Origin of the sequence: Brevibacterium sp. UBA7493, from assembly GCF_002479565.1 — a bacterium.
In the GTDB taxonomy this organism is placed as follows: Bacteria; Actinomycetota; Actinomycetes; order Actinomycetales; family Brevibacteriaceae; genus Brevibacterium; species Brevibacterium luteolum.
On record NZ_DLOD01000003.1, the window covers coordinates 70,683 to 85,045 of the forward strand.

General features: G+C 66.7%; 12 protein-coding genes. 4 read left to right on the plus strand and 8 right to left on the minus strand.

Annotation, left to right across the window (positions count from 1 at the left end; translation table 11 throughout):
* Positions 1–65: 65 nt before the first annotated feature.
* The 3 genes from ppgK to ald form a co-directional block, all read right to left on the minus strand.
* The gene (gene ppgK, locus B4E96_RS01695) at positions 66–905 is read right to left on the minus strand and encodes a polyphosphate--glucose phosphotransferase (protein ID WP_286956192.1); all 840 of its coding nucleotides are present in this window, start codon (positions 903–905) and stop codon (positions 66–68) included.
* Positions 902–1,813: a type I methionyl aminopeptidase gene (gene map, locus B4E96_RS01700; protein ID WP_286956193.1), complete on the minus strand. Its 912-nt coding sequence runs from the start codon at positions 1,811–1,813 to the stop codon at positions 902–904. Before map ends, ppgK begins: the two co-directional genes overlap by 4 nt.
* 72 nt (positions 1,814–1,885) lie before the next feature.
* Positions 1,886–3,004 (minus strand): alanine dehydrogenase, encoded by a 1,119-nt coding sequence (ald, locus tag B4E96_RS01705; RefSeq protein ID WP_286956194.1) that lies wholly within the window; start codon positions 3,002–3,004, stop codon positions 1,886–1,888.
* Between the two features lie 179 nt (positions 3,005–3,183).
* Here ald and B4E96_RS01710 point away from each other — a divergent pair, with 179 nt between their 5' ends.
* From B4E96_RS01710 to B4E96_RS01720, 3 genes are read left to right on the plus strand one after another with little or no spacing between them, the layout of a single operon-like run.
* Entirely contained in the window at positions 3,184–3,384 is a 201-nt protein-coding gene (locus B4E96_RS01710; RefSeq protein WP_102159962.1) for a hypothetical protein, read from the plus strand.
* A gap of 5 nt (positions 3,385–3,389) precedes the next feature.
* The gene (locus B4E96_RS01715) at positions 3,390–4,727 is read left to right on the plus strand and encodes a glutamine synthetase family protein (RefSeq protein WP_286956433.1); all 1,338 of its coding nucleotides are present in this window, start codon (positions 3,390–3,392) and stop codon (positions 4,725–4,727) included.
* Positions 4,724–7,897: a bifunctional [glutamine synthetase] adenylyltransferase/[glutamine synthetase]-adenylyl-L-tyrosine phosphorylase gene (locus B4E96_RS01720; protein ID WP_286956195.1), complete on the plus strand. Its 3,174-nt coding sequence runs from the start codon at positions 4,724–4,726 to the stop codon at positions 7,895–7,897. Before B4E96_RS01715 ends, B4E96_RS01720 begins: the two co-directional genes overlap by 4 nt.
* 146 nt (positions 7,898–8,043) lie before the next feature.
* Here B4E96_RS01720 and B4E96_RS01725 read toward each other — a convergent pair whose 3' ends face one another.
* Both B4E96_RS01725 and glnA read right to left on the minus strand, forming a co-directional pair.
* On the minus strand, positions 8,044–9,513 hold the full coding sequence (locus B4E96_RS01725) for a mycothione reductase (protein ID WP_286956196.1): 1,470 nt from the start codon (positions 9,511–9,513) through the stop codon (positions 8,044–8,046).
* Between the two features lie 140 nt (positions 9,514–9,653).
* Positions 9,654–11,078, minus strand: coding sequence for a type I glutamate--ammonia ligase (gene glnA, locus B4E96_RS01730; RefSeq protein ID WP_165882997.1), 1,425 nt, complete (start codon positions 11,076–11,078; stop codon positions 9,654–9,656).
* Between the two features lie 180 nt (positions 11,079–11,258).
* Between glnA and B4E96_RS01735 the strand changes: the two genes are divergently transcribed.
* Complete coding sequence (locus B4E96_RS01735; RefSeq protein ID WP_165882996.1) at positions 11,259–11,699, plus strand: RDD family protein; 441 nt, start codon at positions 11,259–11,261, stop codon at positions 11,697–11,699.
* 90 nt (positions 11,700–11,789) lie between these two features.
* On the opposite strand, the gene B4E96_RS01740 is transcribed toward B4E96_RS01735, so the two are convergent.
* The 3 genes from B4E96_RS01740 to lipB form a co-directional block, all read right to left on the minus strand.
* Positions 11,790–12,518, minus strand: coding sequence for a DUF4191 domain-containing protein (locus B4E96_RS01740; RefSeq protein WP_286956198.1), 729 nt, complete (start codon positions 12,516–12,518; stop codon positions 11,790–11,792).
* Between the two features lie 64 nt (positions 12,519–12,582).
* A complete protein-coding gene (gene lipA / locus B4E96_RS01745; protein WP_259800384.1) occupies positions 12,583–13,623 on the minus strand; it encodes a lipoyl synthase in 1,041 nt (346 codons plus the stop codon).
* Positions 13,624–13,701: 78 nt separating this feature from the next.
* Positions 13,702–14,340 (minus strand): lipoyl(octanoyl) transferase LipB, encoded by a 639-nt coding sequence (gene lipB / locus B4E96_RS01750; RefSeq protein ID WP_259800385.1) that lies wholly within the window; start codon positions 14,338–14,340, stop codon positions 13,702–13,704.
* Positions 14,341–14,363: the final 23 nt, after the last annotated feature.

Consider the following 14,363-nt stretch of genomic DNA (forward strand, 5'->3'; position numbering starts at 1 on the left):
CGTTCAATTATTGAACAGTGTTCAGCTGGGTGCAAAACCGGCACGCCGCCGGGTGGCTCACCTCGCTATTTGGCGGTGTTCTTCTTCACCTTCGTCCGGCCGGCGCGTGCGGCCGAGTAGCCGGCTCCGACGATGCCGGCGGCATTGCGCAGCTCAGCCGGCCGGATCGGGGCTTCGAGCTTGAGCAGCGGCAGGAAGCTCTCGTGCTCCTTCGACACTCCGCCGCCGACGATGATGAGGTCGGGGTGGAGGAGCAGCTCGATCTGCGCGTAGTACTGCTGGAGCCTCTCAGCCCACTGCTCGAAGCTCAGCCCTTCGCGGGTGCGCACCGATTCGGCGGCCTGTGTCTCGGCATCAGCGCCGTTCATCTCGATGTGGCCGAGCTCTGTGAAGGGCACGAGCTGGCCGTTGGCGAACAGCGCGGTGCCAATGCCGGTGCCCAGGGTGGTGAGGATGACGGTCTGCTTGCGGTAGTCGCGGCCGGCGCCGAAGGTCATCTCGGCAAGGCCTGCGGCATCGGCGTCGTTGAGGACGTAGCAGCTGCGGCCGGTTGCCTTCTCCAGATGCTCAGGCAGGTGCTCGCCGATCCAGGACTGGTCGAGGTTCGGGGCGAAGCGCACGACGCCGTCCTTGAGGACGCCGGGGAAGGCCACGCCGATGGGGGCGTGGTCGAGTTCGGCGGCATCGGCGATGATGTCCTTCTCCAGGGCCTTGTCGATGACCTGCTGGACGACCTCGCTGACCGTGGCGACCACCGCCTCGGGGGTGGCCGGCTGCGGGGTGAGGATGCGGCGGCGCTTGAACGCCAGCTCACCGGCGACCGGGTCGATGAGGCTGGCCTTGATGCCGGTGCCGCCGATGTCGACGCCGATCGCCCAGTCGGCGCGCGGTACTGCCGGGCTCATGCCGGGTCTCCTGGTCCGCCGTAGATGGCTGCGGTCTCATCGGGCAGGGTGAGGATGTCGGCGCCGGTCTCGGTGATCGCGATGGTGTGCTCGAACTGGGCTGAGCGCTTCTTATCGGCGGTGACGATCGTCCAATCGTCATCCCATGCCTCCCATCCCTCGGTGCCGAGGTTGAGCATCGGCTCGATGGTGAAGACCATGCCCGGGACGATGAGCTCGTCGTGGTTTGGGGCGGCGTCGTAGTGGGGGACGATGAGCCCGGAGTGGAACTCCGCGCCGACGCCGTGGCCGGTGTAGTCGCGGACGACGCCGTAGCTGAAGCGCTGGGCGTACTTCTCGATGACCCGGCCGATGATGTTGATCTGGCGGCCGGGTTTGGCGGCCTTGATGCCGCGCATCATCGCCTCGTGGGTGCGCAGCACGAGGTTGCGGGACTCGTCATCGACATCGCCGACAAAGAATGTGAAGTTCGTATCCCCGTGCATGCCCTCGATGTAGGCGGTGATGTCGACGTTGAGGATGTCCCCGTCGGCAAGCACCGTGTCATCGGGGATGCCGTGGCAGATGACCTCGTTGACCGAGGTGCAGCAGGCCTTGGGGAACCCGCGGTAGCCCAGGCATGACGGGTAGGCGCCGTGGTCGCAGAGGAACTCGTGGGCGATGCGGTCGAGCTCATCGGTCGTGACGCCGGGAGCCACCGCTTGGCCGACGGCTTCGAGCGCGTTGGCGGCGATGCGGCCGGCGGCGCGGATCTTCTCGATGTCCTCGGCGGAGTAGACATCGCCGGCGTTGCCCTCGTTCGGGACGGCCTTGCCGACGTATTCCGGACGCGGGATGTCCTTGGGAACGGGCAGGATCGGAGAGACGGTTCCTTTGCGCAGGGTGCCAAGCGGTGCGTGTGAAGTCATGATGATCCCCAGTCTAACGCGGAAGGCGGCCGCCTCCAGGTGTGGAGACGGCCGCCTGCGGTGAGACGTGCCTCAGTCTGCGAGGACCTTCTCAGGTGCGGTGAAGTCGAGGTTGAATGCCTCGGCGACATTGGCGTTGATGACGTGGCCGTCGAAGGTGTTGAGGCCGCGTGCCAGGCCGGTGTCCTTCTTCATCGCCTCGCGCCATCCCTGGTCGGCGACCTTGAGCACGTAGCTCATGGTGGCGTTCGTCAGGGCGCGGGTCGAGGTGGTCGGCACAGCACCGGGCATGTTCGCCACGCAGTAGTACACCGAGTTGTGGACCTCGAAGGTCGGGTCGTCGTGGGTGGTCGGCTTCGAGTTCTCGAAGCAGCCGCCCTGGTCGATGGCGATGTCGACGAGCACCGAGCCGGGCTTCATGTTCTGGACCATCACGTCGGTCACGAGCTTCGGGGCGCGCTTGCCGGGGATGAGGACCGAGCCGATGACGAGGTCTGCGGTGCGCAGCGAATCGGCGATGTCGTACTCGTTGGACATGCGGGCCTGCAGGCCGGTGCCGTACTGCTCTTCGAGCTGGCGCAGACGCGGCAGCGAGATGTCGAAGATGTCGACCTGCGCACCGAGACCCAGGGCGATGCGGGCGGCAGCGGTGCCGGCGACACCGGCGCCGACGACGGTGACCTTGCCGCGTTCGACACCCGGGACGGCCGAGAGCAGGATGCCGCGGCCGCCGTTCTTCTTCAGCAGGCTGTTGGCGCCGACCTGGGTCGACAGGCGGCCTGCGACCTCGGACATGGGTGCCAGCAGCGGCAGACCCTGACCATCGGGTTGGACGGTCTCGTAGGCGATCGCTGTCGTGCCGGCCTCGACGAGGCGGTTGGTCAGCGGCTCATCGGCGGCCAGGTGCAGGTACGTGAAGAGGGTGAGATCCTTCCGCAGGAAGTCGTATTCCTCAGCGACGGGCTCCTTGACCTTGAGCACCATCTCGCCGGCCTCCCACGTCGAGGCGGCATCAGGGGTGATGGTGGCACCGGCGGCGGCGTACTCCTCGTCGGTGATGCTCGAGCCGAGACCGGCGCCAGCCTGGACGCTGACCTCGTGACCGCGCTTGGTCAGCTCATTGACACCGGCTGGGGTGATGGCCACGCGGAATTCGCTGTTCTTGACTTCAGCGGGAACGGCAATCTTCATTGACAGACCTTTCATTTCAACGCTCTGGGGCGCAATTCACAACTCCCTGACGCACACCTTACGGCGCGCGGACGATAGCGGCCAATTGCCGCCAGTCAGCGCGCTAGACTGGGACGACAGGGTGCCTGGGGCACACGCGTCCCCGGCGCTGCCTAACCGTCCGACGAGGGAGCTCAGCGATGACTGATCAGGAAGAGACCTACGGCGCCGAGAAGTACTGGTTCAACACCAAGACCGGCAAGGTCGAGCACGGCCCGCAGAGCAACTGGGAGAACCGCATGGGCCCCTACGACACCGCCAAAGAAGCCGAACAGGCCCTGGCCAAGGCAGCCGAGAACACGAAGCAGTGGGACGCTGAGGACAAGGAGTGGAACGGCTGATGTCGATGAACCGCCAGCAGGAGTACGTGCTGTCCACGGTCGAAGACCGTGACGTCAAGTTCATCCGCCTGTGGTTCACCGATGTGCTCGGCCAGCTCAAGTCGGTGGCCATCGTGCCTGCCGAACTCGAAGGCGCCTTCCGGGAGGGCATCGGCTTCGACGGCTCCTCCGTTGAGGGCTTCTCCCGGATCTTCGAAGCCGATATGGTGCTGCGGCCCGATCCGGCGACCTTCGCGCTGCTGCCGTGGCGCGGAGACACCGAGCCGACCGCCCGGATGTTCTGCGACATCTACGATCCCGACGGCACCCCGTCGGCCTCGGACCCGCGCAATGTGCTCAAGCGCCAGATGAAGATCGCCAGCGACCGCGGTTTCACCTTCTACGTCCACCCCGAGATCGAGTTCTACCTCTTCAAGTCCGGCCACCTCGGCGGCAAGCCGCCGGTGCCCGTCGACACCGCAGGCTACTTCGACCATGTCGACGGCGGCACGGCGAACAACTTCCGCCGCAGTGCTGTGCAGACGCTCGAATCGATGGGCATCTCCGTGGAGTTCTCGCACCACGAGGCCGGCCCCGGGCAGAACGAGATCGACCTGCGCTACGCAGACGGCCTGACGATGGCCGACAACGTCATGACGTTCCGCACCGTCATCCGGGAAGTCGCCCTCGAACAGGGCGTGTTCGCCTCGTTCATGCCCAAGCCGCTCATCGACGAGCCCGGCAACGGCATGCACACCCACGTCTCGCTGTTCGAAGGCGATGAGAACGCCTTCTACGAACCCGGTGCTGAGTATCAGCTCTCCCAGACCGGCCGGCAGTTCGTCGCCGGTCTGCTGGAGCACACCCCGGAGATCTCAGCGGTGACGAACCAGTACGTCAACTCCTACAAGCGGCTGTGGACCGGGCACGAAGCGCCCAGCTACATCTGCTGGGGCCACCGCAACCGCTCCGCACTCGTGCGGATCCCGCAGTACAAGTCGGGCAAGGCCTCCTCGGCGCGGGTCGAATACCGCGGCATCGACTCCTCAGCCAACCCGTACCTGACGTACTCGCTCATGCTGGCCGCTGGCCTCAAGGGCATCGAAGAGGGCTACGAGCTGCCCGACGAGGCCGAGGACAATGTGTGGCTGCTGTCCGATCATGAGCGCCGCGCACTCGGCATCTCGGCGATGCCGGTGAGCCTCAACGACGCGGTCGCGAAGATGGAGAACAGCGAACTCGTCGCCGACACCCTCGGCGAAGCGGTGTTCGAGTTCGTGCTGCGCAACAAGATGCAGGAGTGGGTCGACTACCGCGACCAGGTCACCCCACACGAGTACCGACGCCACTTCAACACCATATGAGCCGCCAGGTCGACCCCGCGCGCAGCCGCTCCGGCTTCGGCGACTCCCGCCGCGCCCGGGGCTTCCTGGCTGAGGCCGACGAACTCCTCGGCAGCGAGGCGCTGAGCTCACCGGTCAGCGTCGAGCTCATCACCCAGGCACCCGACCCGGATGCCGCCGCGCTCGGGATCCTGCGCACGATTGAGGCACTCGACGAGGATGGCCAGCGCCGCTTCGCCGCCGCCGTCGACGAGCACTCGAACTTCCTGCCGCGCCTGTCGCACCTGGCCGGCACCTCGGATGCCTCAGTCGATCACTTCGTACGCCGGCCCGAGGCCGTGTTCCTGCTCGCCTCCGAAGACCAGACCCTGCTGCTGGGAACCGAGGCCGCCGAACCGGAGCAGCTGCGCGCCCACCTGTTCGAAGCCGTCGGTGCCAATCCCGCCGCCGAGGTGCCCGTCGCCTCGGTGACGGGGGAGGACGCCGTGGTCGCGCTGCGGCAGGCCTATCGGGATCTGCTCGTCCAGCTCACCAGCGACGACCTCGGCAGCCTGTTCGCCAATGAGATCGTCTGCGACGTCTCCGCGCTGCTGGCCGATATGGCCGCCGCGGCGATCGACGCCGCCCTCGCCGTCGCACGGGCTGAGACCGAGGAAGCCGAGACGGTGCGCCTGGCCGTCATCGCGATGGGCAAATGCGGAGCCCGGGAGCTCAACTACGTCAGCGATGTCGACGTCGTCTATTGCTGGGCGCCGGTCGAGACCGGTGAGCCTGAGGCCAGCGATGAGGCCACCGATCACGGTGCGCAGGCCCGGAAGGTTGCCGAACTCGACGAATCCGGCGCCCGGACGGCGACGAAGCTCGCCCACCGGCTGGCCGAGGTCATCGCCGGCTACGCGCCCGAACCTCCCCTGTGGGAGGTCGATGCCGCGCTGCGCCCGGAGGGCAAGAATGGCCCGCTGGTGCGCAAATTGGAGGAGTTCGAGCACTACTACGACAAGATCGCCCACAACTGGGAGTTCCAGGCGCTGCTCAAGGCCCGCCCGATCGCAGGCGACCGCGACCTCGGCGCCGCCTGGTTCGAGAGCCTCAACCCGCACGTGTGGACTGCATCGGCCAGGCCCGGGTTCATCGACGAGGTGCGGCGGATGCGCATCCGCGTCGTCGACCTCATCCCAGCCAAGGAGGCCAAACGCCAGATCAAGCTCGGGGCCGGGGGACTCCGTGATGTCGAGTTCTCCGCCCAGCTTCTCCAGCTCGTCCACGGCCGCGACGACGAGGCCATCCGGGTGACGAACACCCTCGAGCTGCTCGAGTGTCTCGGCGAACGCGGATACATCTCCTCCGATGATGCCGCCGACCTCAGCGAGTCCTACCGGTTCCTGCGCACCGTCGAGCACCGGCTGCAGATCCCGCGCATGCGCCGCACGGCGCTGCTGCCGACGCAGGAGAAGAAGATGCGCGCGCTCTCGCGCAGCGTCTACGCCCTCGGCGACCGCTCCCCGCAGCGGCTGCAGGAGGAGCGGGAGTCCCGTTCGAGGCGGATCCGGGCACTGCACGAGCAGATCTTCTACCGCCCGATCCTCGAAGCCGCCGCCGGCCACGGGGCGATTTCCCGGCTGTCAGCCGAATCGGCTCGCGAGCGCCTGTCGGCGTTCGGCTACCGCGATCCGAAGTCGGCGATGAAGCACATCCAGGCGCTCACCACCGGTGTCTCGCGTGCGGCGATGGTGCAGAAGCAGGTGCTGCCGGCACTGCTCGACTGGTTCTCCAACGGCGTCGACCCCGATGCCGGGCTGCTGGCCTTCCGCCGCCTGTCCGAATCGCTGTCGACCTCGACGTGGTACGTCAAGATGTTGCGCGACTCCGGCGTCGCTGCGAAGTCGATGGCCCACGTGCTCTCCCTGTCGTCGTTCGCCACCGAGCTGCTGCTGCGCAATCCCAGCGCCGTCTCGTGGCTGGACGACCAGACCCGGCTGCAGCTGCAGGAGCCCGAAGACATCGAAGCCCGGCTGCGCGGCATCGTCGACCGGTACGGCCACGAAGCCGTGCCGGCGGTGCGGGCCCGCTACAGCCGGGAGGTGCTGCGCATCGCGCTGTCCGACATCCTCGGCATCGCCGACCGCAAGGACATCCCCAAGCAGCTGGCCATCCTCATGGACACCGCGATCGACGCGACCGTGCGCGCCGTGCGCGCGGGCCTCGATGCCGACGCCGAGGTGGGGGAGTACGAGTTCGCGATCATCGCCATGGGCCGGCTCGGAGGAGCTGAGATCGGCTACTTCTCCGACGCCGACGTCATGTTCGTTTTCCGGTCGCTGGAGAAGAACCTCGACGCCGACGCCCGCTCGAAACTCAGCTCGCATGTCCGCCGGGTCGCCCTGGAGGTGACGAACCAGCTCGGCAGCGCCGGGCCGTCCCGGCCGATCGAGATCGATGTCGACCTGCGGCCAGAAGGCAAGAAGGGACCGCTCGTGCGCTCCCTGGACTCCTACGCCGGCTACTACGACAAATGGTCCGAGCCGTGGGAGGCGCAGGCGCTGCTGCGCGCCCGGCCGATCGCCGGAGAGCAGACCCTGCGCGATGCCTTCACCGAGCTCATCGACCCGCTGCGCTACCCCGACGAGGTGCCGGAATCCTCGCTGCGGCAGATGCGCCGGCTCAAAGCGCGCATGGAGAGTGAACGCCTGCCCCGCGGCGCTGACCCGAATCGGCACCTCAAGCTCGGCCGCGGCAGCCTGTCCGACGTCGAATGGACGATCCAGCTGCTGCAGATGCAGCACGCCGCTGACAATCCGCGTCTGCGCACCACCGAGACCCTGGCCGCCCTCGACGCGCTCGTCGCCGCCGGTGAGATCGGTGCCGAGGACGCCGAGACCCTGAGAGAAGCCTGGCTGCTGGCCACCGGTGTGCGCTCAGCGGTGACGCTGTTCCGCGGCCGTACGGCAGCCGCCCTGCCGGCGGACTCAGCCGAACTGGAGGCTACTGCTCGGCTCCTCGACTATGACCCCGGGTGCGGCCAGGTCCTCTTCGACGACTACCTCGGCGCCACCCGCCGGGCGCGGAAGGTCATGGAGCGGCTGTTCTACGACTTCGACGAGGAGCAGGCAGGCAGTCACGCCCACGCTGCCAACCGCGGCCACGTCGCCGATCCCGACGAATTCGCCCGCGGCTACTCCCGCCGGTTCTGAACCACCGCCTCGGGCCCGGCGCGCGAGCGCAGCGGCACAGCCCGACAGCAGCCTCAGAACACGTCGGACGCCTGGCCACTCGACAAAGCCAGCCATTTTCCGACGCCCGGCCCCAGGACAGGGACCGGGCGTCGGTTCGCACGTGCTCAGCCGAGTTCGAGGCCGAGGAGGGCGTTCTCGACGACCTCGGGCAGGGCCGGATGGATCCAGTACTGGTGCTTGGCCATCTGATCCGCCGGCAGTGCGAAGGACATCGCCTGGATGAGCGGCTGGATGATCATCGAGGCTTCCGCGCCGAGGATGTGGGCGCCGAGGATCTGCCCGCTGGTGCGATCGGCGATGATCTTGCAGAATCCGGTCCGGTCCTCCAGCGCCCAGCCGTAGGCGACGTCGCTGTACTCCTGGACTTTGACGGTACAGTCGAAGCCGGCCTCCCGGGCTTCAGCCTCGGTCAGGCCGGCGCCGGCCGACTGGGGGTGCGAGAACACTGCCGCCGGGACCGCATGATGGTTGACCTCAACGAGATCAGCCTCCTGCGCGCCGCCGAGGGAACCGGAGGCGATGTCGGCGAGCAGATTGGCCTTGACAATGCGCGCCTCGTGGTTGGCGACGTGCTTGAGCTGATAGTCCGAGCACACGTCGCCGAGGGCGAAGACACCGGGCAGCGGCGTCCCGCTGGAGCGCACCCGCTGGTACTCATCAACGCTGATCGAGCCCCGCTCGACGTCGATGTCGGTGTGCTCCAGGCCCAGCTGCCCGGTCGAGGGCGTGCGGCCGGTGGCCATGAGCACGAGGTCGGTGTCGATGACATCCCCGGCATCGGTCGTCAGTCGTACGGCCCGGGCGTCGGGCTGTCCCTGCGCAGCCTCAGCGTCTTCGCGGATCTCGTAGCGGGTCGCCACGGTGTCAGTGCGCAGGTCGATGCGCGGGGCGGCGCCGAACGCATGGGTGAAGCGCTCGGAGACGAGCTCATCGGAGTGCTTCAGCAGCCGCTTCCCGCGCACGAGCACCGTGACTTCCACACCTAAGGAGGAGAAGACATGGGCGAACTCGGCGGCGATGACGCCGCCGCCGATGACGACCATCGACTCAGGCAGCGCGTCGATGCGCATGACGGTATCCGACGTGCGCACCGGGTAGCCGGGGGTGTCGACGCGCTGGGGATCGAGGCCCTCGGCCGTCGGAACGACCGGGTGGGAGCCGGTGGCGATGACGATGCGGTCGGCGGTGAACTCCGTGCCCGAGGCGGTGCGGAAGGAGCGGGCACCGGTGAACTCGACATGTTCGGGGTAGACGGTGACATTGTCGAGCTCATGGGTTCGGTAGGCGCGGCCGCTGGACTCGATCTGGTCGATGCGCGAGAAGATCCGGTCGCGGATCGACGTCCAGTTCGCGCCGTTGAACGAAGTGTCGATGCCGAAGCGCTCACCGTCAGCGGCGTCACGAGCGAGATCGGCGGTGTGCACGAACATCTTCGTCGGGATGCAGCCGACATTGAGGCAGGTGCCGCCGAAGCGAGCGGACTCGGCAATGGCGACCGAGAGGTCGTCGAAGCGGTGATCGATGATCGAGTTGCCTGATCCGGTGCCGATGACGAGTACGTCGTAATGAGTCATGACCCATATCCTACGAGATCAGCCCGATCGTCAACGGGCCGCCCACACAGAGACACCGCAGGCGGCATCCCGGTGGGGGAGACCGCCTGCGGCGCTGCACCTGGCAGCCGGAGCCCGGCTGCCAGGTCACGGTGTGCTCATCAGATCGAGTAGTACAGCTCGAACTCGGTCGGTGTCGGGCGCAGACGAGCGACGTCGAGCTCGTTCTCGCGCTTGTACTGGATCCAGGTCTCGATGAGGTCCTCGGTGAAAACATCGCCTTCGGTCAGGAAGTCGTGGTCCTCCTCGAGTGCGGCCAGGGACTCTTCGAGCGTGCCGGGCACGAGCTTGATGTCTTCGAGCTCCTCCGGCGGCAGCTCGTAGAGGTCCTTGTCGATCGGCTCCGGCGGCTCGATGCGGTTGCGGATGCCGTCGAGGCCTGCCATGAGCTGGGCCGAGAACGCCAGGTACGGGTTGGCCGACGGGTCCGGTGCGCGGAACTCCAGGCGCTTGGCCTTCGGCGAGGTGCCGGTGACCGGGATGCGGATGGCCGCCGAGCGGTTGCCCGAGGAGTACACGAGGTTGACCGGAGCCTCGTAGCCCTTGACGAGACGGCGGTAGGAGTTGATCGTCGGGTTCGTGAACGCCAGCACCGCACCGGCATGCTCGATGAGGCCGCCGATGTACCAGCGCGCGACGTCCGACAGGCCGGCATAGCCGTTCTCGTCGTAGAACAGCGGCTCGCCGTCCTTCCACAGCGACTGGTGGCAGTGCATGCCCGATCCGTTGTCATCGAACAGCGGCTTCGGCATGAAGGTCACCGACTTGTCGAAGTCCCAGGCGACGTTCTTGACGACGTACTTGAAGTCCAGCAGCTGGTCGCCGGCCTTCTTCAGCGAGTCGAACTTGTAGTTGATCTCCTGCTGGCCGGCGGTGCCGACCTCGTGGTGGGCGCGCTCGACCTCGAAGCCGATCTCGGCCAGCGTCAGCGAGATCGCATCGCGCACATCGGCGAAGTGATCCTGCGGGGAGACCGGGAAGTACCCGCCCTTGAACGGGGTCTTGTAGCCGAGGTTGCTGCCGCCCTCCTCGGCACCGGAGCGCCAGGCGGCCTCGACCGAGTCGATCTTGAAGAAGCTGTTGCCCGGGTGGTTCTGGTACTGGATCGAGTCGAAGAGGTAGAACTCAGCCTCCGCACCGAAGAACACGGTGTCGGCGATGCCGGTCGACTTGAGGTACGCCTCGGCCTTCGCTGCGACCTGGCGGGGGTCGCGGGAGAACGGCTCGTCGGTGAACGGATCGACGATCGAATGCGTGATGACCATCGTCTTGGCCATGCGGAACGGGTCGATGTAGGCGCTGGTGACATCGGCGATGAGCTTCATGTCCGACTCGTGGATCGAGGTGAACCCGCGGATCGACGAACCGTCGAATAGCAGACCCTCTTCCAGCTCCTCCTCGCCGTAGGCCGAGGCCGGGAGGTTGAAGTGCTGCACCACACCGGGAAGGTCACAGAACCGGATGTCGACGAAGTCGACGTCGTTTTCCTTCATGTAGGCGACGAGCTCTGCCGGGGTATTGAACAAGATCACTCCTGGAAGTCGCGGGCCACGACTCGGGCGTGGCCCTGTGGTGTGTTCTCCATCCTAATTCACCCCACACCCTTGCCAGAACAGGTGCCACGCCGTTTTCGGCGACGTCGGCGAGTTCTGCATCACCCTCTGCCGGTGCAAAGCCACCGGCTGCCGGCGGCTACACTTGAGGGCGTGATTCAGCGAGATGACTTCGGCTCATGGCTCAACGGACCCACCGCCGCGAGCACCGGCAGCAGCTGGCCAGGCAGCCGGCTCGGCCTGCCTGAGACCGGGCCGGGCTCGATCGCGCCGATCTGGCGCCGCCTGCTTGCCCTGTGGCTTGACTACCTCATGTGCCTGGGGATCGCGTTCTGGCTCTTCGAGGGCAGCAATCTCGCCATCCTCGCGATCTTCTTCATCGAATACCTCGTGCTCGTCTCGCTGCTGGGCACAACAGTCGGGCAGAAGATCTTCGGCATCCGCGTCATCCGTCTCGACGGCGCAACCCCGGGCATCGCCTCGGGCTTCATCCGCACCCTGCTGCTCATGCTCGTCATCCCAGCCGTCATCTTCGATGCCGACCGGCGCGGCTTCCACGACATCGCCGCCCGCACCGCCGTTGTGCGCAGCTGATCTTCCGTTCCCGAGGCGGTCCTCGCCTGGGCATGCGAAAGCGGCAGGCAGTGCATGTGCACTGCCTGCCGTTTCGTCGTTGCGTGGGGCTTACCGTCCGCGCATCGCGCGGTGGTTCGGCCGGGCCTTCATCGGGTCGATGCCCTTGGGGATCGGCGGGTTCTTCGTCACTGAACCGAGGGCGGTCAGCCGGTTGCGCACGGCGAGGATCTCGGCCTTGTTCAGCTTGCGCGGAAGCCGGTGGACGGTGCGCACGATCTTGCTCATCGGGATCTGGCCGTCCTGTTCGCCGCCCTGCAGCGTGTAGATCGGCACATTGGGCAGCACGCGCTCGTGGCGCTTCTTCTGCTTGGCCAGCAGCTTCTCGACCCGGCCTTTGGGGCCTTCGCTCATGAGCACCACGCCGGCTTTGCCGGTGGAGCGGAAGACGAGGTCGCGGCTGCGCGGATCGACGTCGATGGGCTGCTCATCCATGAGCCAGCCGCGCCGGCAGGTGTTGAGCACCGCACCGATCGCACCGGGCTGGCCCTCCATCTCCTTGAACGCGGCAGTCTCAGCGAAGCGGCCGAGCATGAACAGGGCCAGGAAGATACCGAGCATGAGGCCCAGGATCGTCCACAGCCAGATCGGGCCGAAGAGGAAGCCCACCCCGACACCCAGGGCGGTGAGGCCGACGATCGCGGCGAGCATGAGCCAGACGGTGGCGGGGGTGTGCTTCTTCGACAGCTGCACAACCTGGCGCATCTGCGCGATGCGGCCCGGCTTGCTCGGATCCTTCGGCTTGCGCTTGAAAAAGCGGCGTGGCTTCTCTTCTGACATTCCTGTGCTCAATCAGCTTTCATTGGTGTGGCGGATGACGCCCCAGCCGTGCTGGGCGGACAACCTAGAATTGTACCTCTTCGCCGGGTCCGAAGGTATTCACGACCGCCTGCGCCTCCTGCTTGGCCGGCATCTCCCGGTCGAGGTGCAGCAGGTGGGCGGGGATCTCCTCACCGCGGCGGCGCATCGCCTGCGCCCACAGCCGGCCGGCCCGGTAGGACGAGCGCACGAGCGGTCCGCTCATGACACCGGCGAAGCCGATCTCCTCACCGGCATCGCGCAGCTCGACGAAGTCCTGCGGCTTGACCCAGCGCTCGATCGGATGGTGCCGCGGTGATGGGCGGAGATACTGGGTGATGGTCAGCAGGTCGGTGCCGGCATCGTAGAGGTCCTGCATCGCCTCGATGACCTCGTCGTTGGTCTCACCCATGCCGAGGATGAGGTTCGACTTCGTCACCAGGCCGGCATCGCGGGCCTTCGTGATGACCGACAGCGATCGCTCGTAGCGGAACCCGGGGCGGATGCGCTTGAAGATCCGCGGGACGGTCTCAACATTGTGGGCCAGCACCTCCGGCCGGGAGGAGAACACCTCGGCGAGCTGGTCGTCGTTGGAGTCGAAGTCGGGGATGAGCAGTTCGACGCCGGTCTGGTGGCCGTCCTCGTGCTCGATCGCGTGGATGAGGCGCACGGTCTCGGCGTACAGCCAGGCACCGCCGTCGTCGAGGTCGTCGCGGGCGACACCGGTGATCGTCGAGTAGCGCAGGCCCATCGTCGCGACCGATTCGGCCACCCGGCGCGGCTCGTCGGCGTCGAAGTCGGCCGGCTTGCCGGTGTCGATCTGGCAGAAGTCGCAGCGGCGGGTGCACTGCTCACCGCCGATGAGGAAGGTCGCCTCGCGGTCCTCCCAGCATTCGAAGATGTTCGGGCAGCCGGCCTCCTCGCAGACCGTGTTGAGCTTCGAGGAGCGCACCAGGGACTTGAGTTCGGTGAACTCCGGTCCGATATTGGCCTTCGCCTTGATCCAGGACGGCTTCTTCTCGATCGGCGTCTGGGCGTTGCGTGCCTCGACACGCAGCATCTTGCGTCCTTCAGGAGCAATCGTCACTGTGGGTCCTTCTCGTCGGTGGTCGTGCCTCGTGCAGGTGCGCCGGCCGGCGCGGCTGATGCCGGGGCTTCAATTGTCTCAGGCGGTGATGTGCCTGGCGAGCGCCGCTTCGACAGCCGGAGCGACGTCGGCGGGGGTGATAGTGCGGCCGGTTTCGGCACTCAAGCTCGTGACCCCGGCATCGGCGATGCCGCAGGGCACGATCGAGTCGAATCCGGTGTTGTCGTTCGAGCAGTTGAGGGCCAGCCCGTGCATCGTCACGCCTTCGTGGATGCGGATGCCGATCGCGCCGATCTTACGCTCGGGCAGTGTGTCGGTGGCGGCCAGCCACACGCCGGAGCGGCCGTCGACCTTCATCGTCTCGATGCCGAGGGACGCGCACACGTCGATGAGGGCATCTTCGATCTGGTCGACGAAGAGCTTGACGTCTTTGGCGTCGTTGAGCCGGTAGATGAGGTAGACGACGAGCTGGCCGGGTCCGTGCCAGGTGATCTTGCCGCCGCGGTCGACGTCGATGACCTCCGTTCCGTCGACCGGGCGCTCATGGTCTTCGGTGCGCTTGCCAGCGGTGTAGACGGGGGAATGCTCCAGGAACAGGAGGGTGGACTCGCGCGTGCCGGCGATGACGTCGGCGTGATAGCGCTGCTGGAGATCCCAGGCGCTGCGGTAGTCGACATAGTCGTGTGCATACCCGAGGCATTCCACTGTGAATGACATGCACTCACCCTATGCCGCACGCT

Coding starts and splice junctions, on each gene's coding strand:
- ppgK (WP_286956192.1), bottom strand. CDS start 905: ATGAGCCCGGCAGTACCGCGCGCCGACTGGGCGATCGGCGTCGACATC.
- map (WP_286956193.1), bottom strand. CDS start 1,813: ATGACTTCACACGCACCGCTTGGCACCCTGCGCAAAGGAACCGTCTCT.
- ald (WP_286956194.1), bottom strand. CDS start 3,004: ATGAAGATTGCCGTTCCCGCTGAAGTCAAGAACAGCGAATTCCGCGTG.
- B4E96_RS01710 (WP_102159962.1), top strand. CDS start 3,184: ATGACTGATCAGGAAGAGACCTACGGCGCCGAGAAGTACTGGTTCAAC.
- B4E96_RS01715 (WP_286956433.1), top strand. CDS start 3,390: ATGAACCGCCAGCAGGAGTACGTGCTGTCCACGGTCGAAGACCGTGAC.
- B4E96_RS01720 (WP_286956195.1), top strand. CDS start 4,724: ATGAGCCGCCAGGTCGACCCCGCGCGCAGCCGCTCCGGCTTCGGCGAC.
- B4E96_RS01725 (WP_286956196.1), bottom strand. CDS start 9,513: ATGACTCATTACGACGTACTCGTCATCGGCACCGGATCAGGCAACTCG.
- B4E96_RS01740 (WP_286956198.1), bottom strand. CDS start 12,518: ATGTCAGAAGAGAAGCCACGCCGCTTTTTCAAGCGCAAGCCGAAGGAT.
- lipB (WP_259800385.1), bottom strand. CDS start 14,340: ATGTCATTCACAGTGGAATGCCTCGGGTATGCACACGACTATGTCGAC.